23 protein-coding genes and 1 riboswitch are annotated in these 23,541 nt (G+C 69.2%); of the genes, 9 read left to right on the forward strand and 14 right to left on the reverse strand.

The features are described from left to right. Window positions 1–13: 13 nt before the first annotated feature. The 4 genes from HNQ73_RS02905 to eno all read right to left on the reverse strand — a co-directional run bounded on the left by HNQ73_RS02905 (window position 14) and on the right by eno (window position 4,464). On the reverse strand, window positions 14–1,411 hold the full coding sequence (locus HNQ73_RS02905; RefSeq protein ID WP_183332022.1) for a pyruvate dehydrogenase complex E1 component subunit beta: 1,398 nt from the start codon (window positions 1,409–1,411) through the stop codon (window positions 14–16). A gap of 96 nt (window positions 1,412–1,507) precedes the next feature. Further along, window positions 1,508–2,575 carry a pyruvate dehydrogenase (acetyl-transferring) E1 component subunit alpha gene (gene pdhA / locus HNQ73_RS02910; RefSeq protein ID WP_183332024.1) on the reverse strand — a complete coding sequence of 356 codons (1,068 nt, stop codon included), beginning with the start codon at window positions 2,573–2,575 and terminating at the stop codon, window positions 1,508–1,510. 184 nt (window positions 2,576–2,759) lie between these two features. Beyond that, the gene (locus HNQ73_RS02915; RefSeq protein WP_183332026.1) at window positions 2,760–3,083 is read right to left on the reverse strand and encodes an FtsB family cell division protein; all 324 of its coding nucleotides are present in this window, start codon (window positions 3,081–3,083) and stop codon (window positions 2,760–2,762) included. Window positions 3,084–3,180: 97 nt separating this feature from the next. Then, window positions 3,181–4,464 carry a phosphopyruvate hydratase gene (gene eno, locus HNQ73_RS02920; RefSeq protein ID WP_183332028.1) on the reverse strand — a complete coding sequence of 428 codons (1,284 nt, stop codon included), beginning with the start codon at window positions 4,462–4,464 and terminating at the stop codon, window positions 3,181–3,183. Between the two features lie 188 nt (window positions 4,465–4,652). Between eno and queF the strand changes: the two genes are divergently transcribed. Then, window positions 4,653–5,111: a preQ(1) synthase gene (queF, locus tag HNQ73_RS02925; RefSeq protein ID WP_183332030.1), complete on the forward strand. Its 459-nt coding sequence runs from the start codon at window positions 4,653–4,655 to the stop codon at window positions 5,109–5,111. Here the strand turns inward: queF and HNQ73_RS02930 are convergent. The 9 genes from HNQ73_RS02930 to tpiA all read right to left on the reverse strand — a co-directional run bounded on the left by HNQ73_RS02930 (window position 5,093) and on the right by tpiA (window position 12,565). Then, window positions 5,093–5,710, reverse strand: coding sequence for a thiamine phosphate synthase (locus HNQ73_RS02930; RefSeq protein ID WP_244649776.1), 618 nt, complete (start codon window positions 5,708–5,710; stop codon window positions 5,093–5,095). The genes queF and HNQ73_RS02930 overlap by 19 nt on opposite strands. Before the next feature lie 3 nt (window positions 5,711–5,713). After that, window positions 5,714–6,511 carry a thiazole synthase gene (gene thiG / locus HNQ73_RS02935; RefSeq protein ID WP_183332032.1) on the reverse strand — a complete coding sequence of 266 codons (798 nt, stop codon included), beginning with the start codon at window positions 6,509–6,511 and terminating at the stop codon, window positions 5,714–5,716. Window position 6,512: 1 nt separating this feature from the next. Then, window positions 6,513–6,743, reverse strand: coding sequence for a sulfur carrier protein ThiS (gene thiS, locus HNQ73_RS02940; protein ID WP_183332034.1), 231 nt, complete (start codon window positions 6,741–6,743; stop codon window positions 6,513–6,515). Next, entirely contained in the window at window positions 6,740–7,909 is a 1,170-nt protein-coding gene (gene thiO, locus HNQ73_RS02945) for a glycine oxidase ThiO (RefSeq protein WP_183332036.1), read from the reverse strand. Before thiO ends, thiS begins: the two co-directional genes overlap by 4 nt. After that, window positions 7,898–7,997, reverse strand: a riboswitch (TPP riboswitch). (Overlaps the previous gene by 12 nt.) Before the next feature lie 82 nt (window positions 7,998–8,079). Next, on the reverse strand, window positions 8,080–8,922 hold the full coding sequence (gene kdsA, locus HNQ73_RS02950; RefSeq protein ID WP_183332038.1) for a 3-deoxy-8-phosphooctulonate synthase: 843 nt from the start codon (window positions 8,920–8,922) through the stop codon (window positions 8,080–8,082). Between the two features lie 100 nt (window positions 8,923–9,022). After that, window positions 9,023–9,427, reverse strand: a complete 405-nt coding sequence (locus HNQ73_RS02955; protein WP_183332040.1) for a DUF350 domain-containing protein — start codon at window positions 9,425–9,427, stop codon at window positions 9,023–9,025. Between the two features lie 42 nt (window positions 9,428–9,469). After that, the gene (locus tag HNQ73_RS02960; protein ID WP_183332042.1) at window positions 9,470–11,098 is read right to left on the reverse strand and encodes a CTP synthase; all 1,629 of its coding nucleotides are present in this window, start codon (window positions 11,096–11,098) and stop codon (window positions 9,470–9,472) included. Between the two features lie 162 nt (window positions 11,099–11,260). Beyond that, the gene (gene secG / locus HNQ73_RS02965) at window positions 11,261–11,680 is read right to left on the reverse strand and encodes a preprotein translocase subunit SecG (RefSeq protein ID WP_183332045.1); all 420 of its coding nucleotides are present in this window, start codon (window positions 11,678–11,680) and stop codon (window positions 11,261–11,263) included. A gap of 120 nt (window positions 11,681–11,800) precedes the next feature. Beyond that, window positions 11,801–12,565, reverse strand: coding sequence for a triose-phosphate isomerase (gene tpiA / locus HNQ73_RS02970; RefSeq protein WP_183332047.1), 765 nt, complete (start codon window positions 12,563–12,565; stop codon window positions 11,801–11,803). 148 nt (window positions 12,566–12,713) lie between these two features. Between tpiA and HNQ73_RS02975 the strand changes: the two genes are divergently transcribed. The 8 genes from HNQ73_RS02975 to lexA all read left to right on the forward strand — a co-directional run bounded on the left by HNQ73_RS02975 (window position 12,714) and on the right by lexA (window position 21,227). Then, a complete protein-coding gene (locus HNQ73_RS02975; RefSeq protein WP_183332049.1) occupies window positions 12,714–14,627 on the forward strand; it encodes a peptidylprolyl isomerase in 1,914 nt (637 codons plus the stop codon). 6 nt (window positions 14,628–14,633) lie between these two features. Further along, window positions 14,634–16,154 (forward strand): anthranilate synthase component I, encoded by a 1,521-nt coding sequence (gene trpE / locus HNQ73_RS02980; RefSeq protein ID WP_183332051.1) that lies wholly within the window; start codon window positions 14,634–14,636, stop codon window positions 16,152–16,154. An 87-nt stretch (window positions 16,155–16,241) separates the two neighbouring features. Next, complete coding sequence (locus tag HNQ73_RS02985; RefSeq protein WP_183332053.1) at window positions 16,242–16,853, forward strand: anthranilate synthase component II; 612 nt, start codon at window positions 16,242–16,244, stop codon at window positions 16,851–16,853. Window positions 16,854–16,866: 13 nt separating this feature from the next. After that, entirely contained in the window at window positions 16,867–17,880 is a 1,014-nt protein-coding gene (trpD, locus tag HNQ73_RS02990) for an anthranilate phosphoribosyltransferase (protein ID WP_183332055.1), read from the forward strand. Window positions 17,881–17,887: 7 nt separating this feature from the next. Continuing rightward, window positions 17,888–18,694 carry an indole-3-glycerol phosphate synthase TrpC gene (gene trpC, locus HNQ73_RS02995; protein WP_183332057.1) on the forward strand — a complete coding sequence of 269 codons (807 nt, stop codon included), beginning with the start codon at window positions 17,888–17,890 and terminating at the stop codon, window positions 18,692–18,694. After that, window positions 18,691–19,194 (forward strand): cyclic pyranopterin monophosphate synthase MoaC, encoded by a 504-nt coding sequence (gene moaC / locus HNQ73_RS03000; protein WP_183332059.1) that lies wholly within the window; start codon window positions 18,691–18,693, stop codon window positions 19,192–19,194. The genes trpC and moaC overlap by 4 nt, the downstream gene beginning before the upstream one ends. Window positions 19,195–19,203: 9 nt before the next feature. Then, the gene (locus HNQ73_RS03005) at window positions 19,204–20,415 is read left to right on the forward strand and encodes a molybdopterin molybdotransferase MoeA (RefSeq protein ID WP_183332061.1); all 1,212 of its coding nucleotides are present in this window, start codon (window positions 19,204–19,206) and stop codon (window positions 20,413–20,415) included. A 116-nt stretch (window positions 20,416–20,531) separates the two neighbouring features. Next, complete coding sequence (lexA, locus tag HNQ73_RS03010; protein ID WP_183332062.1) at window positions 20,532–21,227, forward strand: transcriptional repressor LexA; 696 nt, start codon at window positions 20,532–20,534, stop codon at window positions 21,225–21,227. Here lexA and HNQ73_RS03015 read toward each other — a convergent pair. Beyond that, window positions 21,205–23,487, reverse strand: coding sequence for a ComEC/Rec2 family competence protein (locus HNQ73_RS03015; protein ID WP_183332064.1), 2,283 nt, complete (start codon window positions 23,485–23,487; stop codon window positions 21,205–21,207). The genes lexA and HNQ73_RS03015 overlap by 23 nt on opposite strands. Between the last annotated feature and the right edge of the window lie 54 nt (window positions 23,488–23,541).

Consider the following 23,541-nt stretch of genomic DNA (forward strand, 5'->3'; position numbering starts at 1 on the left):
GCCCCTCCCCGCGTCAGGCGTAGGTGACGGCCTTGACCGCAGCGACCACCTCGGCCACCGACGGCAAGGCAAGCTTCTCGAGATTGGCGGCGTAGGGCATCGGCACGTCCTTGCCCGAGACGCGCAGCACCGGCGCATCGAGATAGTCGAAGGCGCGCTCCATCACCCGCGCGGCGATCTCGGCACCGACGCCGGATTGCTGCCAGCCCTCTTCCACCGTGACGCAGCGGCCCGTCTTCTTCACCGACTCCACGATCGTGTCGGTGTCCATGGGGCGCAGGGTGCGCAGGTCGATGACCTCGGCCTCGATCCCCTCTTTGGCCAGCTCCTCGGCCGCCTTCAGGGCATAGGTCATGCCGATGGACCAGGCGACGATGGTGACGTGCGAGCCGGCGCGGGCGATGCGCGCCTTGCCGATGGGCAGGACATAGTCATCAAGCTTCGGCACCTCGAACGTGTGGCCGTAGAGGATCTCGTTCTCGAGGAAGATGACCGGGTTGGGGTCACGGATGGCGGCCTTGAGCAGGCCCTTGGCATCAGCCGCCGTGTAGGGAGCCACGACCTTGAGGCCGGGAATGTGGCTGTACCAGGCCGAATAGTCCTGGCTGTGCTGGGCGGCAACGCGTGCGGCGGCGCCATTGGGCCCGCGGAAGACGATGGAGCAGCCGAGCTGGCCGCCCGACATGTAGAGCGTCTTCGCCGCCGAGTTGATGATCTGGTCAATCGCCTGCATGGCGAAGTTGAAGGTCATGAACTCGACGATGGGCTTGAGGCCCGTGAAGGCCGCGCCGACACCGAGGCCCGCGAAGCCGTGCTCGGTGATGGGCGTGTCGATGACGCGCTCAGGGCCGAACTCCTGCAGCAGGCCCTGGGTGACCTTGTAGGCACCCTGGTATTCGGCGACCTCCTCGCCCATGACGAACACGTCCTTGTCGCGGCGCATCTCCTCGGCCATGGCGTCGCGGAGCGCCTCGCGGACGGTCATCTTCACCATCTCGGTGCCGGGGGGCACCTCCGGGTCGGGCTGGACGCTGACCACTGGCGGCGCCGCGACGGCGGAAACAGGCGCCTCGCTCTGCTTTGCGGAGGCCTGAGGAGCCGCCTCGGCAGGCGCCTTGGCCGGCGCCGCCGGAGCGGCCGCGCCGCTGGCGATGCTGCCGACGTCCTCGCCCTCGCCGGCGATGATGGCGATGGGCGTGTTCACGGCCACGTCCTCGGTGCCCTCGCTGATGAGGATCTTGGCGAGGACGCCCTCGTCCACGGCCTCCACCTCCATGGTGGCCTTGTCTGTCTCGATCTCGGCGATGACATCGCCGGCCTTGACGGTGTCACCTTCCTTCTTGAGCCATTTGGACAGTTTGCCGCTTTCCATCGTCGGGGAAAGCGCGGGCATCAGGATATCGATGGGCATTGGTCGATCTCGGAGCGAAGCGATTGGCGATCGAAGCAAAGGCGCTGCCCGCCGGCCCGCATCCTCCCCTGCGGATGCGGGGGCGGAACGGCTGCCTTACCTCAGGACGTCGGTGTAGAGCTCGGCAGCGTCAGGCTCGGGATCGTTCGTGGCGAACTCGGCCGCCTCGTTGACGATCTCGCGCACCTTGGCGTCGACAGCCTTCAGCTCGTCCTCGCTGAGCTTCCACTGATCGATGAGGCGGCGACGCACCTGCTCGATCGGATCGTGCTCCTCGCGCATGCGCTGCACCTCGTCCTTCGAGCGGTACTTCGCCGGGTCGGACATGGAGTGACCGCGATAGCGGTAGGTCTGCATCTCGAGGATGTAGGGGCCCTTGCCGGACCGGGCCCACTCGATGGCGCGCTCGCCGGCGGCCTTGACGGCACGCACGTCCATGCCGTCCACCTGCTCGCCGGGGATGTTGAAGGAGGCGCCACGCTTGGAGAAATCGGTCTGGGCGGAGGCGCGGGAGACCGCGGTGCCCATGGCGTAGCGGTTGTTCTCGATGATGTACACGACCGGCAGCTTCCACAGCTCGGCCATGTTGAAGCTTTCGTACACCTGGCCCTGGTTGGCCGCGCCGTCGCCGAAATAGGTCAGGCAGACGGCGTCGTTCTTGCGGTAGCGGTTGGCGAAGGCGATGCCGGTGCCGAGCGACACCTGGGCGCCGACGATGCCATGTCCGCCGTAGAAGTTCTTCTCCTTGGAGAACATGTGCATCGAGCCGCCCTTGCCCTTGGAGTAGCCTCCGCGGCGGCCCGTCAGTTCGGCCATCACGCCCTTTGCGTCCATGCCGCACGCCAGCATGTGGCCGTGGTCGCGGTATCCCGTGATGACCTGGTCACCCTCCTTCGTCGCCATCTGCATGCCGACGACGACGGCCTCCTGGCCGATGTAGAGATGGCAGAAGCCGCCGATCAGCCCCATGCCATACATCTGCCCCGCCTTCTCCTCGAAGCGGCGGATCAGCAACATCTCGCGGTAGGCGAAGAGATCCTCTTCCTTCGTGAAGGACGCCACCCCCTTCTTCTGGGCCGACGATTGCGCCTTCCTTGCAGCGCGCGATTTTACGGCAGACGGTACGGCATCGGAGCGGGATGCCTTACGAGCGGCTACGGCCATGAACATCCTCCCAATGGGGTTGTTGTGCCGTGTTGTAGCGCAGCCGCGCGTCGAAGGCGAGCCCCATCAACGCGAGATAAATGGATACGTTTGAAACTAACTGGCTGAAATCAGTGTCGTTTTTTCAGTTAACTCGATCCCGGTTAATGGCCCCGATTGGCCGTGCTCGCCCCTTTTCGCCGCTTTACCGCTTTTCTTGCGGCAACATCACGACGACATCGTTGGGGTGCACGAAACCGAGCTCCTGGCGCGCCAATTCCTCGAGAATGTCGAGGTCGACGGACTGGGCGCGCATGAGGGAGATGCGGTGCTCCCATTCCGCCTTGATCTCCTTGAGGTCCTTCAGCTCGCCCTGCAGCTCGGCGATCTCCGCCTCGTAGGACTGACGCGCCGCCAGTCCGCGCGCTCCGCTGTGCGCGTGGACAACGAAATAGCCGACCACGGCGCTCGAGACGCCGTAGAGCGCGAGCGGGATGAGGACCGAGCGGAGGCGCTTGCGAATGACCATGGGGCGAGCATGGGACCCCATGGTTAAGAACGTATTAAGGGTGCCGCCCCGCTGGAGCGGCACCCTCGTCATGTCCGGAAGGAAGCGTTCGGATCTGTCAGCGGCGGACCTTCAGCGCCGCACGCCCCGCATAGACCGCCTGCTTGCCGAGTTCCTCCTCGATGCGGATGAGCTGGTTGTACTTCGCGAGCCGGTCGGACCGGGCGAGCGAGCCCGTCTTGATCTGCCCGCAGTTGGTCGCAACAGCGAGGTCGGCGATGGTCGAGTCCTCGGTCTCGCCCGAGCGGTGCGACATCACGGCCGTGTAGCCGGCGCGGTGGGCCATGTCGACGGCGGCCAGCGTCTCGGTGAGCGAGCCGATCTGGTTGACCTTCACGAGGATGGAGTTGGCGACGCCCTTCTCGATACCCTCGGCGAGGCGCTTGACGTTCGTGACGAACAGGTCATCGCCGACAAGCTGGCACTTGCCGCCGATGAGATCGGTCAGCGCCTTCCAGCCCTCCCAGTCGTCCTCGGCCATGCCGTCCTCGATGGACATGATCGGATAGTCGGCCACCAGCTTGGCGAGATACTTCGCCTGGGCTTCGGGGTCGCGCGTCGTGCCCTCCCCCTCGTAGACATAGGCGCCGTTCTTGAAGAACTCGGTAGCAGCGCAGTCGAGCGCCAGAACCACGTCCTCGCCCGGCTTGTAGCCGGCGGCCTCGATCGCCTTCATGACGAAGTCGAGCGCGGCCTCCGCCGACGGCAGGTTGGGCGCGAAGCCGCCTTCGTCACCGACATTTGTATTGTGGCCGGCATCCTTCAGCGCCTTCTTGAGCGTGTGGAAGATCTCCGAGCCGGTGCGCACCGCGTCCGCGAAAGTGGGCGCGCCGACCGGCATGATCATGAATTCCTGGAAGTCGATGGGATTGTCGGCATGGGCGCCGCCGTTGACGATGTTCATCATCGGCACAGGCAGGGTGCGCGCCGAGGTGCCGCCGACATAACGGTAGAGCGGCAGGCCGGCGGCATCGGCCGCAGCCTTGGCGACGGCGAGCGACACGCCGAGAATGGCATTGGCCCCGAGCTTGCTCTTGTTGGGCGTGCCGTCGAGGGCGATCATCGTCTCGTCGATCTTGACCTGGTCCTCGGCATCCATGCCGCCGATGGCGTCGAAGATGTCGCGGTTGACCGAGGTGACCGCCTTGAGGACACCCTTGCCGCCGTAGCGGCCCTTGTCGCCGTCGCGCAGCTCGACCGCCTCGTGGGCGCCAGTCGAGGCGCCGGAGGGAACGGCCGCGCGGCCCATGGAGCCGTCCTCGAGAATCACGTCGACTTCCACCGTCGGGTTTCCGCGGCTGTCGAGGATCTCGCGGGCGACGATGTCGATAATGGCGGTCATGGGCTCTTTCTCCCTGGCTCGTACAGGCCTCTGCCGTGGCCCGGCTTTTAGAGCATCGTGTGGAACGGTGGCAATCGGCTGACGCCGGCAGCACGGGCGACGCTCGTCGGATCACGTTTTTTCTTGCGCCGCAGCCACGCCGGTGCGACAGCCCTCTCCGCGGGGCACGAGCAGACACGAGGAACGAGATGGCGCATCAGCACGAATCGCTGCAGCTCGGCAAGCCGGCGTCAGTGCCGGCTTCTCCCGAGGAGGCGGTGCTCGACCGTGTGCCGAACCCGCATCCCGACACGGATTACGTGGCGCGCTTCACCTGCCCCGAGTTCACCTCCATCTGTCCGGTGACCGGGCAGCCGGACTTCGGCATCATCGTCATCGACTACGTGCCCGGTGCGTGGCTGGTCGAATCGAAGTCACTGAAGCTGTTCATGTTCTCCTTCCGCAACCACGGAGCCTTCCACGAGGACTGCACGGTCTACATCGGCAAGCGGCTGTCGGCACTGCTCGAGCCACGCTGGATGCGCGTGGGGGGCTACTGGTTCCCGCGCGGGGGCATTCCGATCGACGTCTTCTGGCAGACCGGGGCGCCGCCTGCCGGCCTCTTCCTGCCTGACCAGGGCGTGCCGCCCTATCGCCCGCGCGGCTGAGCGCCGGCCAGGGTCGCGACGAGCCGGGCCATCTCGGCCGCCGGGTCGGCGGCCCGCATGATCGACCCCATCACGGCAACGCCCGCCGCGCCTGCGGCGAGGCAGTCCCCGACATTCGACGGCTCGATGCCGCCGATGGCGAGCACGGGCACGGAGCTCGCCGCGACGATCGCCGCCAGCCCGGCGCGTCCGAGCGCCGGCCCGTAGCCCGGCTTGCTGGCCGTTTCGGCAAAGGGGCCGGCAATGGCGTAGGCCACCCGTCCCGCGTCGATGGCCCTTACCTCGGCCGGCGAATGGACGGACCGGCCGATGAGCCCCTCGGCGCCTGCCGGTGCCTGCCCGGCGGCAAGATGCACGCCGTCGAGCCCGGCGCGCCGGGCCACGGCGGGGGCGCCGTGTACAGTGAGCCGCACCTCCTGCGGCAGCGCCCGGCGCAAGCGCAGGGCAAGGGCGACCTGCTCCCCCTCGCCAAGATCCTTCTCCCGCAGGCTGACCCAGCGGCAGCCGCCGGCAACCGCCGCACGAACCACATCGACGAGATCGCCCCTCGCCTGCCGGCGGTCGGTGACGAGCAGGAGCGGCGGATGCGGCAGGGGCACGGGTCAGGATCCGACGAGGCCGAACTGCGGACTCGACGGCTCGGCATAGCGCCGCTTCGGGATGCGGCCGGCCCGGTAGGCCAGCCGCCCGGCCTCGACGCCGTGGCGCATGGCGCGCGCCATGGCGACGGGATCGTTCGCCTTCGACACCGCCGTGTTGAGAAGCACGGCGGCGCACCCCAGCTCCATGGCGAGCGCCGCGTCCGACGCCGTGCCGATGCCCGCATCCAGCACCACAGGCACGGGTGAGCGCGCCGCGATGAGCTCGATCAGGTGCGGATTGGCGATGCCGAGGCCCGAGCCGATGGGCGAACCGAGCGGCATGACGGCGGCGGCGCCGAGGTCAGCGAGCTTGCGGCAGGTCACCGGATCGTCGTTGCAGTAGACCATGACGACGAAGCCCTTGCGCACCAGCTCATCCGTGGCGCGCAGCAGCTCCTCGACATCGGGATAGAGCAGTTCCCTGTCGCCGATGATCTCGAGCTTGACCCAGTTGGTCTCCAGCGCCTCGCGCGCCAGCTCCGCCGTCAGCACAGCGTCGCGCGCCGTCTGGCAGCCGGCCGTGTTGGGCAGCAGATCGACGCGGCCCGCGATGAGGTCGACGAGGCCCTCCTCCGGGTTCGAGAGGTCGAGCCGGCGGATCGAGGCTGTCACCATCTCGGTGCCGCTGGCGGCGATGGCATCGAGCATCACCTTCTGGTTGGGATAGCCCGCCGTGCCGAGGAAGAGCCGCGAGGAGAAGCTGCGCCCGGCGATGACGAGCGGATCGGCCGCCCGCGTGCCCTGTTCCACCACGTTCATCTCAGCCTCCCTGCCGGGCATGCACGATTTCGATGCGATCTCCGGCACCGAGGGGCTCGTCCTGCCAGCGTGCGCGCGGCACCACCTGCCCGTTGCGCGCGACTGCGATGCCGCGCCCTGCCGGATCGAGGCCGCGCTGGCTCAGGAATTCGGCAATGGTCGATGCCGTCAGAAGCTCGTCGGCACCGTTGACGCGTATGCGCGCCGCTGCCGCGGGCGCCTCCATGCTCATGATGCAACCTCCCTTGTCGCATCGGCGCTCGAAGCAAAGCGCGTGAAGGTGAAGGGACGCGCCACCTCGGCGAGCTGTCCCGTGAGAATCTGATCTGCAATCACCGCCGACGTGATTGGCGTCAGCAGGATGCCATTGCGGTGGTGGCCCGTCGCATAGACAAGGCCGTCGATCTCTCCGGGCCCGAGGATGGGCGCGTCGTCGCGGCTGCCTGGCCTCAGGCCGGCCCAGGTCTCGACGATCGGCAGCTCCTCGATGGCTGGCAGGGCGCGCCAGGCGGCATCCAGCAGCGCCAGGACGCCGCCCGCCGTCATGCGCGTGTCGAAGCCCTTCTCCTCCACGGTCGCCCCGATGATGAGGCGCCCGTCGCGCCGCGGCACGAGATAGGCGCCCGGCACCCAGGTCACGTGGCTGAGAAGCGGCGCGGCCGGGTCCATCTGCACGGCGACGAGCTGGCCCTTCACCGGCCGCACCGGCGGCAGGGCCGCGCGCGGCAGGCCCCCGATGCGCCGCGACCAGGCCCCGGCGGCGAGCACGACGACATCGGCGTCGGTACGCTGGCCCCGGACGACGACGCCGCGGGCACGCCCGCCTTCGACCACGATCGATTCGACCGGGCTGTCCTCGTGGATTGTCGCGCCTGCCCGTCCGGCGGCGACATAGAGGGCCGCGGCCAGCTTGCGGTTGTCGACCTGATGGTCCTCGGGGCTCCACAGCCCGCCGACGAGGCCGGGGCTGAGGAAGGGCTCACGCCGCCGCACCTCGGCAGCCTCGAGCCAGGAGACGGGAAGACCGAGCCGCTGCTGCAGGGCAAGATGGTGTTTCAGCCGCGCCTGGTCGTCGGCCGAGAAGGCGCAGACCAGCGTGCCTTCGGTGCGCAGGTCCACGGCAAGGCCGCTCGCGGCCTCCAGTTCCCTGGCGAAATCCGGCCACAGTGCCTGGCTCGCGCGGTTGAGCGGCACGAGCGGCTCCTCGCCCGGCTCAACCTCGGCGCAGGCGGCCAGCATGCCGGCGGCGGCATGGCTCGCCCCGGTGCCGCAGCGTCCCGCCTCGAAAAGTGTGACGTCGATACCCCGCGCGGCGAGACGCCAGGCGATGGAGAGGCCCATGACCCCTCCGCCGACGATGATGGCTCGATCCGGTCGCGATGATGCTTCTGCACTCACCGGCTGCTCCCTACGCTGGCATGATCCAGACAGGTTCGATGGGTGTGATCTCAGCCGCACCACCTGTGCGGCACCCCAGGCCGTGTGATCTATAGACGACAAAAAAAGCACCGCTGCAAGTACGGCAGCGGTGCAATCCTATAGCCCTGCTTCAATATTTCGGCACAAGTTCAACTGGCAAAACGCTTCTTTGCCAGCGCATCGAACGCCTTCAGTTCGCCGAGAAGCCCCTCCATCTCCTTCAGAGGCACCATGTTGGGCCCGTCGGACGGAGCGCGGTCCGGGTCCTCGTGGGTCTCGATGAAAAGGCCGGCGACGCCGACGGCGACCGCAGCCCGCGCCAGAACGGGCACGAACTCCCGCTGCCCGCCGGAGGACGTGCCCCTGCCGCCGGGCTGCTGCACCGAGTGGGTGGCGTCGAAGATGACGGGCGCGCCCGTCGTCTGGGCCATGATCGGCAGGGCCCGCATGTCCGAGACGAGCGTGTTGTAGCCGAAGGAGACGCCCCGCTCCGTCACCAGCACGTTGGGATTGCCCGCGCTCGTGATCTTGGCGACGACGTTCGCCATGTCCCACGGCGCGAGGAACTGGCCCTTCTTGACGTTGACCGCCCGCCCGGTCCTGGCGGCGGCGACGAGAAGGTCCGTCTGCCGGCACAGGAAGGCAGGGATCTGCAGCACATCGACCACTTCGGCAACCGGTGCGCACTGGGAAGCATCATGCACGTCGGTCAGTACCGGCAGGCCGAGGCTCTCGCGGATCTCGGCGAAGATCGGCAGCGCCGTCGCCAGGCCGACGCCGCGGGCTGCGGTGGCCGATGTGCGGTTGGCCTTGTCGAAGGATGTCTTGAAGACGAGGCCGAGGCCCAGGCGGTCGCAGATCTCCTTCAGCGCCGAGGCCATCTCGAGCGCGTGGGCGCGACTCTCGAGCTGGCACGGCCCGGCGATGATTGCCAGCGGCAGGCGGTTGCCGAAGGAGACGTTGCCGATCTTGACGATTGCGTTGGCGCTCATGTTTCCCGCCCCGAGAGGTGAAGGATGGCGCTCGATGGCGCAGGAGAAAGGCCGAATTGCGTCCGAACGGCCCCCGATCGCGGCATGAAGCGCCACGCGATCAGAAGGTCATGGCACCGGCGTTGAGGATGCCGGCCGCGAGCGAGGCCGCACCGAGGAAGAGCGCTGCCGCGATCTCGTTGTTGGCGATGCGCTGCGAGAGGTTGGGCAGCACGATGCGCACGAGCCAGTAGGCGCTGATCTGCACGATCATGGCCACGAGCCCCCACACCACCAGGTCCGGCCAGGTGCGCGCATGCACGACGGCGCTCGACAGCGGCAGCGCGAAGCCGATGATGCTGAGGCCGAGCGACAGGCTCGCCGCCGCGACGTCGCGGCGGATCAGCGAGAACTCGTTGTGCGCCGTGATGAAGGTGTAGACGGCGATGTAGAGGAGGACGAGAGCGAGGGCGATGACGTAGTCGAGCAGAAAATCCGGCAGATTGTTGATCGATTCGAACAGCATCGGCGCCCCGCCCCGTTCCAGTCGTCAGTTCCGGCGAAAATGTCAGACGAGGCGGCTCTGCTCGAGGGCCGCCGCGACGAAGCTCTTGAAGAGCGGATGCGGCTCAAAGGGCCGCGACTTCAGCTCCGGATGGAACTGCACGCCGATGAACCAGGGATGGTCGGCGAGCTCGACGATCTCCGGCAGGAGCCCGTCAGGCGAGACGCCGGAGAAGATGAGCCCCTTTGCCTCCAGCCGCTCGCGATAGTCCATGTTCACCTCGTAGCGGTGGCGGTGGCGCTCGGAAATCTGCGTGCAGCCGTAGATGCTCGCCACCTTGCTGCCGGGCAGGAGCCGCGCCTCGTAGGCGCCGAGGCGCATGGTGCCGCCGAGGTCCCCCTCGGCCGAGCGGCGTTCGAGCTCGTTGCCCTTCAGCCATTCGGTCAGGATGCCGACCACGGGCTCGCTGGTAGGGCCGAACTCCGTCGAGCTCGCGGCCGTGATGCCGGCGAGCGAGCGCGACGCCTCGATCACCGCCATCTGCATGCCGAAGCAGATGCCGAAATAGGGCAGCTTGCGCTCGCGCGCGAAGGCGGCCGCCCTGATCTTGCCCTCGGCGCCGCGATAGCCGAAGCCGCCGGGCACGAGGATGCCGTGCACGTGCTCCAGGAATGGCGCCGGGTCCTCGCGCTCGAAAATCTCGCTCTCGATCCAGTCGAGGTTGACCTTGACGCGGTTGGCGATGCCGCCGTGCTGCAGCGCCTCGATGAGCGACTTGTAGGCGTCCTTGAGGCCCGTGTACTTGCCGACGATGGCGATGGTCACCTCGCCCTCGGGCGTGCGCACGCGCTCGGAAATCGCCTTCCAGCGCGAGATGTCCGGCGCCGGCGCCCCCTCAATGCCGAAGGCCGCGAGCACCTCGTCGTCGAGCCCCTCCTCATGGTAGGCGATCGGAACGTCATAGATGGAGGAGACGTCGCGCGCCTCGATCACCGCGCTCTCGCGCACGTTGCAGAACAGCGAGAGCTTGCGCCGCTCCTCCTTGGGGATCGGCCGGTCGGTGCGGCACAGCAGGATATGCGGCTGGATGCCGATGGAGCGCAGCTCCGCGACCGAATGCTGGGTTGGCTTCGTCTTCAGCTCGCCTGCCGAGGGAATGTACGGCAGCAGCGTCAGATGCACATAGATGGCGTGGTTGCGCGGCAGCTCCTGGCCAAGCTGTCGAATCGCCTCAAGGAACGGCAGGCTCTCGATGTCGCCCACCGTGCCGCCGATCTCGACGAGGACGAAGTCGTAGTCCTCATTGCCGCGCATGACGAATTCCTTGATGGCGTTCGTCACGTGCGGGATGACCTGGATGGTGGCGCCGAGATAGTCGCCGCGCCGCTCTTTCGTCAGGATATCGAGATAGATGCGGCCCGTCGTGATGTTGTCGTCACGGGTGCAGGGCCGCCCCGTGAACCGCTCATAGTGGCCGAGGTCGAGGTCCGTCTCCGCACCGTCGTCGGTCACGAAGACCTCGCCGTGCTGGTAGGGGCTCATCGTCCCCGGATCGACGTTCAGATAGGGGTCCAGCTTGCGCAGCCGGACCTTGTATCCACGCGCCTGGAGAAGCGCACCGAGGGCCGCCGAAGCAAGGCCCTTGCCCAAGGACGACACCACGCCGCCGGTGATGAAAACGTATCGTGCCATGGGGACTCTCGTTTACTCCGAACTGTGCGATTCGGGAATGCGACTCATGTGAGCGGCAACCGGAATCAACAAAGGCCCCGCGGCCGCGCGCCAAGCCTTCCGCGCGCTACCCGTTTCTCCAAAAGAAGAGGGCCGGAAGCCCGGCCCTCGCGCTGCTGCCGATTACTGCGAACTCGGCACCTGCGGTGCCGCCGGCGCGGGCGACTGCGGCGAAGGCGCCTCGCTTCCGCCCTGCGCCGGTCCGCCCTGCATGCGTTGCAGCTCCTCAAGCACGCCGGGGCCAGAGCCGGTCGGCGCGGCTGGCCCGTTCTGGGTCGCAGCGGGCGCGACGCGGTCGAGGACAGAGCTTGGCCCGGTCTGGTAGCGGGCGAGCACGGTGAGCAGCAGGCTCGTCACGAAGAAGGCTGTGGCGAGAATCGCCGTCGTGCGCGTCAGCACGTTGGCCTGGCCGCGGCCGGTCATGAAGCCGGAAACGCCGCCACCGCCCATGCCGAGGCCGCCGCCTTCGGAGCGCTGGAGCAGCACGACGCCGACGAGCGCCAGCACGATGATGAGATGAACGACGATGAGGACGGTCAGCATGCTCTGTTCCACGGCCGCACGGCCACACACGGGGCGCGGCGGCAAACCCAGTTGGCGCGGCCTTTAGCACAGGCCGCGCTGCGGATCAAAGGACGTGTCGCCGCGTCGGCGGACGAGACGTCACTCGATATAGCTGCGGGCAATCGCCAGGAAATCCTCGGCAACCAGGCTCGCGCCGCCAACGAGCGCGCCGTCGACCTCGGCGACGCCGAGCAGCTCGCGCGCGTTGCCCGGCTTGACGGAACCGCCATAGAGCAGCCGCATCGCGCGGCCGGCGGCGCCGAAGCGGTCCACGAGGCTCTGGCGAATGAAGCCATGCATCTCGGCGACGTCCGCCACCGTCGGCGTAAGCCCGGTGCCGATGGCCCAGACGGGCTCGTAGGCTACCACCACAGGCGCATGCGCAGCCTCATCGGGCATGGAGCCCGCAAGCTGGGCGCCGACGACGGCGAGCGCCCTGCCGGCGTCACGCTCCTCCCGCGTCTCGCCCACGCAGACGACCGGCGTCAGGCCAGCTGCGATGGCGGCAGCCGCCTTGGCCTTGACCGTCGCATCGCTTTCTCCGTGGTCCGTGCGCCGCTCCGAATGACCGACAATGACGTAGCTCGCGCCGGCATCGGCCAGCATCGGCGCCGAGATGTCGCCCGTATGGGCGCCGTGGGTTGCGGCATGGCAGTCTTGTCCGCCGACCTTCACGGGTGTGCCGACGGCCGCGACCGCGAAGATGTAGGTCAGCGTCGCCGGGGGGCAGACGAGGAGGTCAACCTTGCTGCGCAGCGCGGCGTCGTAGCCTTCGAGTATCGCCGCAAAGGTCTTGGTGGCGGCGCGGGTGCCGTTCATCTTCCAGTTTCCCGCCACGAGCGGGCGCGGTCGTTCCGTCGTCATATGTCCAGCCTCCGTTTGCGGGGTGGACTAACAGAGGACGGAAAGCTCGGCAACGCACGACATTGCGGGAGCCGGTGTGTCTATCTATGATCCGCCGCCTTCGCGGGGGCCTCCGCTCCTGCACCCCAGGGACTGGAACCGTACCGACATGCTTCAGGGTTTTCGCAATCTCGGCAAGAGCTGGCTCGGCAAGCTCATCGTGGGCGTTCTCTTTGGCCTCCTCATCCTGTCGTTTGCGATCTGGGGCATCGGTGACGTGTTCCGCGGCTACGGCGTCAACATCGTCGCGACGGTCGGTGACCGCGACATCACCATCGACCAGATGCGCACCGCCTACCAGAACGAGCTGCAGCAGCTCTCGCGCCGCTTCGGCCGTTCGATCACCTCCGACCAGGCGCGCGCGCTCGGCCTCGACCAGCAGGTTCTCGGCCGGCTCATCGCGGAGACCGCGCTCGACGAGCGCGCGTCCGAGCTTGGCCTTGCCGTCTCCCGCGAGACGGTGGGCGAGGCCATCGTGAAGGATCCGGCCTTCCGCAATGCCAGCGGCCAGTTCGACCGCTTTGCCTTCGACAGCCTGCTGCGCGCCAACGGCCTCACCGAGCAACTCTTCATCACCGAGCAGCAGGCCGTCATGGCCCGTCGCCAGCTGGCCGACGCGCTCACCGGCGCCATCGTGCCGCCGCTTGCGATGCGCGAGGCCGTCTACCGCTACGGCGCGGAGCGGCGCAACATCGCCTATGTCGAGCTGCCCGCCTCGCTCGCCGGCGATGTCGGCACGCCCGAGGAAGCGGCGCTGCAGGCCTTCTTCGACGAACGCAAGGCGACCTTCCGCGCGCCCGAGTACCGCACGGTCGCGGTGCTCTCGCTGAGGGCCGAGGATATCGCCAAGCCCTCCGAGGTGTCCGACGCGGACGCGATGGCGCGCTACGAACAGCTGAAGGCCAGCCGCTTCACCACGCCCGAGACCCGCAAGGTGCAGCAGCTCGCCTTCCCCTCGCAGGAGGAGGCCAACGCCGCGCGTGAGAAGATTCTGGCCGGTGCGTCGCTCGCCGACATCGCCGTCGAGCGCGGCGTGCGGCCGGAGGACATCGAGATCGGCGTCTTCACCCGCGACCAGATGATCGATCCGGCGGTGGCCGAGGCCGTCTTTGCCCTCGCGCCCGGCGAGGTGAGCACGCCCGTCAACGGGCGCTTCGGCATCGTGCTGGTGCGCGCTGCCGAGGTGACGCCTGCCTCCGTGCGGCCCTTCGCCGAGGTGGCCGACGAGATCAAGCGCGAGATCGCCATCGAGCGGGCCCGTCCCCTCATCGACGAGACGCATGACCGCATCGAGGACCAGCGCATCGCCGGCAAATCGCTCGCCGAGATCGCGCAGGAATTCTCGCTCAACGCCCGCACGGTCGGCCCCCTCGACCAGAACGGCAACGGCAAGGACGGCCAGCCTGTCGCCGATATTCCCGAGCGCGACACGCTGCTGCGCTCCGCCTTCGAGACCGACATCGGCGCCGACAATGAGCCGCTGCGCCTCGCCGACGGCGGCTACCTCTGGTACGACGTGACCAATGTGGAGAGCGCGCGCGACCGCACGCTCGACGAGGTGCGCGCCGACGTCACTGTCCAGTGGCGCACGGACGAGATCGCCCGCCGCCTGTCGGACAAGGCGCAGGAACTGGTCACCCGGCTCGACCAGGGCGCAACCATCGAGGCCATCGCCGCCGAACTCTCGCTCGAGGCGCGGACCGCCCAGGGCCTCGCGCGCGGCGCGTCGCAGGATGGCCTGCCGGCCAATGTCGTGTCGCAGGTCTTCTCCGTCCACACCGGCAAGGCGGCCTCCGCCGGCATCGGCGACGGCGACCGTCGCATCGTCTTCAAGGTGACTGAGGCGACGGTCCCGGCGTTCGTGACCTCCACCCAGGAGGCGGAGCGCCTGCAAACCCAGCTCGCAGCGGCGATGAGGGACGACATCCTCAACGAATATGTCGCCGGTCTGCAGGGCGAGCTCGACGTACGCATCAACCAGGAGGCCCTGCGCATCGCGCTCGGCGGCAGCGGCGAGTTCTGAGGCACCATGCAGCCGACACCTTCGTTCGAGGATTTCGTCGCCGGCTACGAGGCCGGCGCCGCGAGCGTCGTGAGCGCCACTCTCGTGGCCGACCTCGAGACGCCGGTCGCTGCCTTTCTCAAGCTCACCGAAGGCGGGCAAGCGCCTGCCTTCCTGCTCGAATCGGTCGAGGGCGGCGCCGTCCGCGGCCGCTATTCGATGATCGGCCTGCGGCCCGACCTCGTCTGGCGCTGCCGGGACGGGCGCGCCGAAATCAACCGGGACGCGCTCGCCCGTCCGCACGACTTCGCACCCGAGGCGGCCGCCCCGCTCGACAGCCTCAGGGCACTCATCGCCGAAAGCCGCATTCCACTGCCGCGCGGCCTGCCGCCGATGGCGGCCGGCATCTTCGGCTATCTCGGCTACGACATGGTGCGGCTGATGGAGCGCCTGCCGAACCAGCCGCCCGATGCCCTGGGCCTGCCGGATGCGGTGCTGGTGCGCCCCACGGTCATGGTGATCTTCGACGCCGTCAGGGACGAGCTGTCGCTCGTCACGCCAGTGCGGCCGAAGCAGGGCGTATCCGCCCGGGCGGCCTACGAGGCGGCGCTGGCGCGGCTCGATGCGACGCTCGAGGCGCTGGAGCGCCCCCTGCCCCACGATGCGCGCTTCGACCCGGCCGCCATCGCGGCGCCGGAACCCGTCTCCAACACCTCGCCCGATGAGTTCAAGGCCATGGTGGCGCGGGCGAAGGAATACATCCGCGCCGGCGACATTTTCCAGGTCGTGCTGTCGCAGCGTTTCGAGGCCCCGTTCACGCTGCCGGCGCTGTCGCTCTACCGCTCGCTGCGCCGGCTGAACCCTTCGCCCTTCCTCTGCTATCTCGACTTCGTGGACTTTCAGATCGTCTGCTCCAGCCCGGAGATCCTGGTGCGGGTGCGCGACGGCAAGGTCACGATCCGGCCCATCGCCGGCACCCGCCGGCGCGGCGCGACGGCCGAGGAAGACAGGGCCCTTGCCGAGGAGCTGCTGGCGGATCCGAAGGAAAGGGCCGAGCATCTCATGCTGCTCGACCTCGGCCGCAACGATGTCGGCCGCGTCAGCGAGATCGGCTCGGTGACGGTCACGGGCAGCTTCTTCCTCGAGTACTACAGCCAGGTGATGCACATCGTCTCCAACGTCGAGGGCCAGCTTGATCCGCGCCACGACGCGCTCGATGCGCTAGTCGCCGGCTTCCCGGCGGGCACCGTCTCCGGCGCGCCGAAGGTGCGCGCCATGGAGATCATCGACGAGCTGGAGAAGGAGAAGCGCGGGCCCTACGCCGGCTGCATCGGCTACTTCGGCGCCGACGGGGAGATGGACACCTGCATCGTGCTGCGCACCGCCGTGGTGAAGGACGGACGCATGGCCGTGCAGGCGGGCGCCGGAATCGTCTACGATTCCGACCCCGAGCTCGAGCAGCAGGAATGCATCAACAAGGCGAAGGCCCAGTTCCGCGCCGCCGAGGATGCGGTGCGCTTCGCCATGCGCGCACGACGGGGGCAGTGATGCGAAGGGAGCGATGGCGCGGCTTCTGAAGGCTTGACCCACCACTGCCCGGACGGGCAATGCTTTGTCTTTCAGGAAGCTAGGCGCATGTTCCGCATCCTCCTCGTCGACAACTACGATTCCTTCACCTGGAATCTCGTGCACCTCATCGGGGCCCTCGGCCCCGAGATCGACGTGCGCCGCAACGACGCCCTCACGGCCGACGAGGCGCTGGCACTCGACCCCGACGCCATCGTCCTCTCGCCGGGCCCGTGCACGCCCAACGAGGCGGGCATCTGCCTCGAACTCATCGAGAAGGCGGCGCCCACCATCCCGATGTTTGGCGTCTGCCTCGGCCTGCAGGCCATGGGCCAGGCCTTCGGCGGCGAGGTCGTACGCGCCCCCCTGCCCATGCACGGCAAGATCTCGCGCGTGTATCACAAGGGTGAAGGCATCTTCCGCGGCATCAACGGCCCCTTCGAGGCCACGCGCTATCATTCGCTCATCGTGAACCGTGAGACCTGCCCCGCGGACCTCGCCGTCACCGCCGAGAGCGAGGACGGCCTCATCATGGCGCTGGCGCACCGCCGCCTGCCGCTGCACGGTGTGCAGTTCCATCCCGAGAGCATCCTGTCGGAGCATGGCGCCACCATGATCCGCAACTTCCTCGACATCGCCGCGCGCTGGAACGAGACCGGACGCCCCGCAAGAAAGAGCTGACGACGGAGCACCGATGGACGCCTTCAAACCTTTCATCGCCAAAGTCGCCACCGGTGCCTCGCTGAGCCGCGAGGAATCACGCCAGGCCTTCGAAACGCTGCTCTCGGGCGAGGTGACGCCGGCCCAGAGCGGCGCCTTCCTGATGGCGCTGCGCGTGCGCGGGGAGACCGTGGACGAGATCGCCGGCGCCGTGGAGGCACTGCGCGCCCGCATGGTGCGGGTGAATGCCCCGGCAGGTGCCATCGACATCGTTGGCACCGGCGGCGACAACTCGGGCAGCTACAACGTCTCGACGCTCGCCTCCATCATCGTGGCGGCCTGCGGCGTGCCGGTCGCCAAGCACGGCAATCGGGCCGCCTCGTCGCGCTCCGGCGCCGCAGACGTGCTCGCTGCGCTCGGCGTCAAGGTGGGCCTCGAGCCCGCCGGCATCGAGCGCTGCCTCGCGGCGGCGGGTGTCGGCTTCATGTTCGCGCCGACCCACCATGCCTCCATGCGGCATGTCGCGCCGGTGCGGGTCGAACTCGGTACCCGCACGGTCTTCAACCTCATCGGGCCGCTCGCCAACCCGGCGGGCGTGCGCCACCAGCTCCTCGGCGTCTACTCGGAGAGCTGGCTGCAGCCGCTCGTGGAGGTGCTCGGCTCCCTCGGCTCGCAGCGCATCTGGGCCGTGCACGGCTCCGACGGCCTCGACGAGATGACGACGACGGGGCCGACCTCTGTCGTCGCGCTCGAGGACGGGCGCATCCGCCGCTTCACGGTCACACCGGAGGATGTCGGCCTCGCCCGGGCGACGATCGCAGACCTGCGCGGCGGCGAGGCCGAGCACAATGCCGCAGCCCTGCGCGCCGTGCTCGCCGGCGAGAGGACGCCCTATCGCGACATCGCCGTGCTCAACGCGGCTGCGGGCCTCGTGGTCGCCGGCAAGGTTGCCGACCTCAGGGAGGGTGTCGCCGCCGCCGAGGCCGCCCTCAACTCCGGCGCCGCGCGCGCTACGCTCGAGCGGCTCGTTGCCGCATCGAACGCGTGAGGCGCCCATGAGCGACATCCTGGCGAAGATCGAGGCCTACAAGCGCCGCGAGATCGCGGCGGCCAGGGAGCGCGTGCCGGACGACGAGATGGTGCGCCTCGCCCATGCTGCCCCGGCCCCGCGCCCGTTCGTCGCCGCGATCGAGGCCCATCTGGCCGCGAACCGCCCGGCCCTCATCGCGGAGATCAAGAAGGCCAGCCCCTCGAAGGGCCTCATCCGTGCCGACTTCGACCCGCCGGCGCTCGCGAGGGCCTATGCCGAAGGCGGCGCCAGCTGCCTGTCCGTGCTGACGGACGGGCCCTCCTTCCAGGGCCATCCCGACTATCTTGACGCAGCCCGCGGCGCCTCCGGCCTGCCGGCCCTGCGCAAGGACTTCCTGTTCGAGCCTTACCAGGTCTATGAGGCGCGCACCTGGGGCGCGGACTGCATCCTCGTCATCATGGCCTGCGTCAGCGACGAGGAGGCGCGCGCCCTCGTTGCCGCCGCCGAGGATCTGGGAATGGACGTGCTCGTTGAGGTGCATGACGCCGAGGAGCTCGACCGCGCATTGGCCCTCGACGTGCGCATGATCGGCATCAACAACCGCGATCTGCGCACCTTTGAGACGTCGCTGTCCGTCAGCGAGGCGCTCGCGCCCCGCATTCCCTCCAGCCACATCGTCGTCGGCGAGAGCGGCATCTTCACCCATGCCGACATCCAGCGGCTCGCGAATGTCGGCATCCGCACCTTCCTCGTCGGCGAGAGCCTGATGCGCCAGGCGGACGTGACGGCCGCCACGCGCGCCCTTCTCTTCGGCGAGAGCGCGACGGCATGACCCGGCTCACGCACGTCGACGCCTCGGGCAAGGCCAACATGGTCGACGTGGGCGACAAGGCTGTGACGCAGCGCGTCGCGCAGGCGGAAGGCCATGTCGTCATGCTGCCGGAGACGCTTGCCCTCATCCGCTCGGGCGAGGCCAGAAAGGGGGACGTCCTCGCCACGGCCCGCATCGCCGGCATCATGGCGGCGAAGCGCACGCACGAGCTCATCCCCCTGTGCCATCAGCTCAACCTCACGAAGGTGCAGGTTGACTGCACCATCGACGAGGCGCTTCCGGGCGTGCGCGTGACGAGCGAGGCCCGCGTGACGGGCCAGACCGGCGTGGAGATGGAGGCGCTGACCGCCGTTTCCGTCGCCTGCCTCACCATCTACGATATGGTGAAGGCCGCAGACCGAGGCATGCGCATCGAGGGCATCCGCCTGCTCGCCAAGAGCGGTGGCAAATCCGGCGACTTCCGCGCCGACGACAGGCCGGGCGCGGCAACGACGACATAGGAGGCATCCATGGCGTTGACGCCGGTCGCCGACGCGCTCGCCGGCATCCTCGCCGGCGCGAGCCCCATCCGCGAGCAGGAGACGGTGCCGCTGGACCGCGCCGAGGGCCGCACGCTCGCCGCCGACGTCGCCGCGCTGCGCACGCAGCCGCCCTTCCCCGCCTCGGCCATGGACGGCTTTGCGGTGCGCGCGGCAGATGTCGCCACCGTTCCGGCACGCCTTGCCCTGATCGGCACCAGTGCAGCCGGCCATGCCTTCACCGGCACGGTGGGGCCCGGCCAGTGCGTGCGCATCTTCACCGGCGCGCCCGTGCCGGCCGGCGCCGATGCGATCCTGATCCAGGAAAATGCCCGCGCCGAGGGCAACATGGTCGAAGCCCTGTCCCCCGTGACCGCGGGGCGCTTCGTGCGCCAGGCGGGGCTCGACTTCCGCGAGGGCGAGGTGCTGCTGCGCGCGGGCCGCCGGCTCGGCCCCTCGGCAGTGGCGCTTGCTGCGGCGATGGGCCATGCCACTTTGCCGGTGGTGCGCCGGCCGCGGGTCGCCATTCTCGCCACGGGCGACGAGCTCGTCCGTCCGGGCGAGCCGACGGGACCAGACCAGATCGTCGCCTCCAACACCTATGCCGTCGCGGCCATAGCCGAACGGGCCGGCGCCGAGGCCCTCGACCTCGGCATCGCGCGCGACGACCTTCCGGCGCTCACCGCGGCGATTGACGCGGCCAGGGATGCCGGGGCGGACGTGCTCGTGACACTCGGCGGCGCTTCAGTGGGCGACCACGATCTCGTCCAGCGCGCCCTCGCCGCGCGCGGATGGGAACTCGGCTTCTGGCGCATCGCCATGCGGCCGGGAAAGCCCCTGATGCACGGGCGACTGGGAGCCATGACGGTGCTCGGCCTGCCGGGTAATCCCGTCTCCAGCATCGTGTGCTCGCTCATCTTCCTCGTGCCGCTCGTGCGGGCCCTGAGCGGCGATCCCGATGCGGGCGCGGTTGCGACGCAGCCCGCCCGGCTCGGCGTCGACCTGCCGGCCAACGACGAGCGGCAGGATTATCTGCGCGCCCGCCTCACGGCGGGCGAAGACGGCACGCTCGTTGCCACCCCCTTCCCGCGCCAGGACAGCTCCATGCTGCGCCTCATGGCAGAGGCCGAGGCCCTCGTCGTGCGAGCGCCCCACGCCCCCGCCGCGCGCGCGGGCGACCCCTGCCGCATCATCCGCCTCTGACGCCCTCCCCGCCGCAGAAACTTGCGGAACACACCGGGAACGTTTAATCTGTTCATGATTTGTTTTCGACTCGCTGCGATGATGCGATTCGACGAGGGGGAGCGGGATCGTCGGCCATGTTGACGCGCAAACAGCACGAACTCCTGCGTTTCATCCACGAACGCCTGCGTGAGACCGGTGTGCCGCCGTCCTTCGACGAGATGAAGGAGGCGCTCGACCTCAAGTCGAAGTCTGGCATCCACCGGCTCATCGTGGCGTTGGAGGAGCGCGGCTTCATCCGCCGGCTGCCGAACCGCGCCCGCGCGCTGGAGGTGGTGCGCCTGCCGGAGGGCGTCGCGACGTCGCGCGGACGCTTCAGCCCCAGCGTGGTCGAGGGCGGACTCGGCAAGGTGCGCGCGCCCGCGCCGCAGGCCGTGGAACCGGCAGTACAGACGGTGGCGATCCCCGTCATGGGCCGGATCGCGGCGGGCACGCCCATTTCCGCCATCCAGCACCGCAGCCATACCGTGTCCCTCCCCCCGGACATGCTGGGCAGCGGCGAGCATTTTGCGCTCGAGGTGCGCGGCGATTCGATGATCGAGGCCGGCATTCTCGATGGCGACACGGTCATCATACGCAAGCAGGACACGGCCGACACGGGCGACATCGTCGTGGCCCTGATCGACGACGAGGAGGCGACGCTGAAGCGCCTGCGGCGCCGTGGCTCGTCCATCGCGCTGGAGGCGGCGAACCCGGCCTACGAGACGCGCGTCCTCGGCCCGGACCGGGTGCGCATCCAGGGCAAGCTGGTCAGTCTGCTGCGTCGCTACTGACGACCGTTTCCTCGTCTTCGTCCCTCCCGTCCGACACCGGCGGCGGCCGGCTGTGCGCGGCCGCGGTCGCCGGCCGCGGCAGGCTCGGGAGTGCCGGCATCCAGGCACGGCGCTCGCCGGCCGGCAATTGCCCGATGAGACGGTCCTCGCCGTCCTTTCCGAGAACGATGGCCATCGCCCCGTTCTCGCGCAGCCTCGCCCGGTCGATCACCAGCGGCGCCGCACAGCCGGGCGGCACGGAGAGGGCGGTGACGAGAATGTCGGCCCGCGCGCAATCCTCGACAAAGGCCGGCGGCCGGCGCACCAGGGCGACCATGCGCCCATCGACCGTACGGGCGGTGCAGCCGTCACGGTCGCAGAGGACGCCGTCCGTGAGGCTCCCATCGTCCGGCCGCCGCGCATCGCCGTCGGCGCGCAGCCACTGCTCGACGACGAAAGCCGGGGCGCGACCGAGAAACGCCAGCCGCCCCTCCGGCCCCCGCACGGCGACGCTCGTGCCGTTGCGGTCGATGTAAATGTCCGGCCGGGCCGCCCCCGCCGCGACGGCGAGGGCCGTTGCGGCCGGCACGGCCGCCAGCCAGCGCAGAGGCGACACGCAGATGGTCAGCACGAGAAGCGCCAGCGAGAACAGGATGAGCGCGCCGGCGGGAAAGGCCGGCACGGCCACTACTGACAGGCTCCACTCCTGCATGGCGCGGGAGACCGCGAGCACGACGGCAGCCCCCTGCCCCGCCAGCCACCACATCGGTGCATCGAGGCCGAAGGGATTGAGCAGCATGCCGAGCACCGCAGCCGGCATGACGACGAAGGAGACGAAGGGCAGCGCGACCGCGTTGCCGAAGACGCTGAGCGGCATCGCCGTCTGGAAGTGATAGGCGCCATAGGCACCCGTCGCCAGCGAGGCGACCAGGGTGGTGACGACGAGGGCGACGGTCCACCGCCGGGCCTGGCGCAGGGCGCGCGACACGGGGCCGGACGGCGGCTCTCGCCCGCCGTGCCGTCCTGCCTGCCATTCCGCCAGCGCCACGAGGCAGGCCACGGCCGAGAATGACATCTGGAAGCTGGGGCCGAGCACCGCCTCGGGCTCCAGGGCGAGGCACAGGATGGCGGCGAAGGCGAGATTGCGCATCGACAGCGCCGGCCGGTCGGCGAGGATCGCCCCCAGCATGATGAGCGTCATCACCAGGGCGCGCTGGGTGGCAACGTCCGCGCCGGAGAACAGGCAATAGCCGCTCGCCCCCGCCATGGCCGCTGCCGCCGCGATCTTCTTGATCGGCCAGGTGAGGGCCGCGGCCGGAAAGAGTGCGAGGATCGCGCGCCCGGACCAGAACACCGTGCCGGCCGCCAGCGCCATGTGCAGGCCGGAAATGGACACGATGTGGTAGAGGCCGGCGGCGCGCAGGGCTTCGTTGGTTTCTTCCGTGATGAGGCCGCGCTTGCCGGTGACGAGCGCGGCCAGGACCGCTCCCGCCTGCCCGCCCGCCGCGGCGGCAATGCGCGCCGTCAGCGCATTGCGCGCCTCGTCGAGCCTGGCGGCGAGGGCGAGGCGCCAATCCGGCTCGCGCGGAGGCGCGGCGACCTCCACGGGCCCTACCAGCGAGCCCACGGCCCCGATGCCGCGGAAGAAGGCATCGCGCGTGAAGTCGTAGCCGCCGGGCCAGGCCGCGCCGGGCGGCGGCATCAGCCGGGCGGTGGCCTTGACGAATTCGCCCGCGCGCAGCCGCAGCGGCTCGCGCGCCGATACGCGCACCCGCGCCGGGCGCTCTGCACTGCCGAGAGCGCCGAGCGTCTCGACGCGCAGGACCATCCGCGGCCCCTGCGGCCTCTCCTCCACGCTCTCGACGAAGCCGGTGAGCGGGGCAATCATCGCTTGGGCGAGGACGGGCGCCTCCACCCGCGCCGTCCGCACTGCGCCCGCGAGGAACCCTGCAAAGAGAAAGGCGGCGGCCACGGCCGTGACGAAGGCCGCATAGCCGCGCACGAGGGCTGCGAGTCCGGCCGCGATGGCGAGGCCGGCGACGGGCGCCCATATCATGGGCTCACGGTCGGCCGCGAAATACAGCAGGACGCCGACGCCGAAGCTCACTGCCGCCCACGGGAAGAGGCGCCGATGTGTAGCCTCCTCGTCGAGGCACCGCAGGAGAAAGGCGCCGAATTCGGCCCGCGAGAGGGCTGCCGCCAGCCCGGCGCCGCTCCGGCCCGCCACGTGATCGAGCACGGCAGCATCAGCGCGGATCTGGCGGGAACCTTCCGGCGACATGCGGCGTGAGGAATTCCTTACCTTCGGCGACGGGTCATGCTACACGAGCGCCCG

The organism is Chelatococcus composti (assembly GCF_014201415.1).
Lineage (GTDB): Bacteria > Pseudomonadota > Alphaproteobacteria > Rhizobiales > Beijerinckiaceae > Chelatococcus_A > Chelatococcus_A composti.

Coding starts and splice junctions, on each gene's coding strand:
- HNQ73_RS02905 (WP_183332022.1), bottom strand. CDS start 1,411: ATGCCCATCGATATCCTGATGCCCGCGCTTTCCCCGACGATGGAAAGC.
- pdhA (WP_183332024.1), bottom strand. CDS start 2,575: ATGGCCGTAGCCGCTCGTAAGGCATCCCGCTCCGATGCCGTACCGTCT.
- HNQ73_RS02915 (WP_183332026.1), bottom strand. CDS start 3,083: ATGGTCATTCGCAAGCGCCTCCGCTCGGTCCTCATCCCGCTCGCGCTC.
- eno (WP_183332028.1), bottom strand. CDS start 4,464: ATGACCGCCATTATCGACATCGTCGCCCGCGAGATCCTCGACAGCCGC.
- queF (WP_183332030.1), top strand. CDS start 4,653: ATGGCGCATCAGCACGAATCGCTGCAGCTCGGCAAGCCGGCGTCAGTG.
- thiG (WP_183332032.1), bottom strand. CDS start 6,511: ATGAACGTGGTGGAACAGGGCACGCGGGCGGCCGATCCGCTCGTCATC.
- thiS (WP_183332034.1), bottom strand. CDS start 6,743: ATGAGCATGGAGGCGCCCGCGGCAGCGGCGCGCATACGCGTCAACGGT.
- kdsA (WP_183332038.1), bottom strand. CDS start 8,922: ATGAGCGCCAACGCAATCGTCAAGATCGGCAACGTCTCCTTCGGCAAC.
- HNQ73_RS02955 (WP_183332040.1), bottom strand. CDS start 9,427: ATGCTGTTCGAATCGATCAACAATCTGCCGGATTTTCTGCTCGACTAC.
- HNQ73_RS02960 (WP_183332042.1), bottom strand. CDS start 11,098: ATGGCACGATACGTTTTCATCACCGGCGGCGTGGTGTCGTCCTTGGGC.
- secG (WP_183332045.1), bottom strand. CDS start 11,680: ATGCTGACCGTCCTCATCGTCGTTCATCTCATCATCGTGCTGGCGCTC.
- tpiA (WP_183332047.1), bottom strand. CDS start 12,565: ATGACGACGGAACGACCGCGCCCGCTCGTGGCGGGAAACTGGAAGATG.
- HNQ73_RS02975 (WP_183332049.1), top strand. CDS start 12,714: ATGCTTCAGGGTTTTCGCAATCTCGGCAAGAGCTGGCTCGGCAAGCTC.
- trpE (WP_183332051.1), top strand. CDS start 14,634: ATGCAGCCGACACCTTCGTTCGAGGATTTCGTCGCCGGCTACGAGGCC.
- HNQ73_RS02985 (WP_183332053.1), top strand. CDS start 16,242: ATGTTCCGCATCCTCCTCGTCGACAACTACGATTCCTTCACCTGGAAT.
- trpD (WP_183332055.1), top strand. CDS start 16,867: ATGGACGCCTTCAAACCTTTCATCGCCAAAGTCGCCACCGGTGCCTCG.
- trpC (WP_183332057.1), top strand. CDS start 17,888: ATGAGCGACATCCTGGCGAAGATCGAGGCCTACAAGCGCCGCGAGATC.
- moaC (WP_183332059.1), top strand. CDS start 18,691: ATGACCCGGCTCACGCACGTCGACGCCTCGGGCAAGGCCAACATGGTC.
- HNQ73_RS03005 (WP_183332061.1), top strand. CDS start 19,204: ATGGCGTTGACGCCGGTCGCCGACGCGCTCGCCGGCATCCTCGCCGGC.
- lexA (WP_183332062.1), top strand. CDS start 20,532: ATGTTGACGCGCAAACAGCACGAACTCCTGCGTTTCATCCACGAACGC.
- HNQ73_RS03015 (WP_183332064.1), bottom strand. CDS start 23,487: ATGTCGCCGGAAGGTTCCCGCCAGATCCGCGCTGATGCTGCCGTGCTC.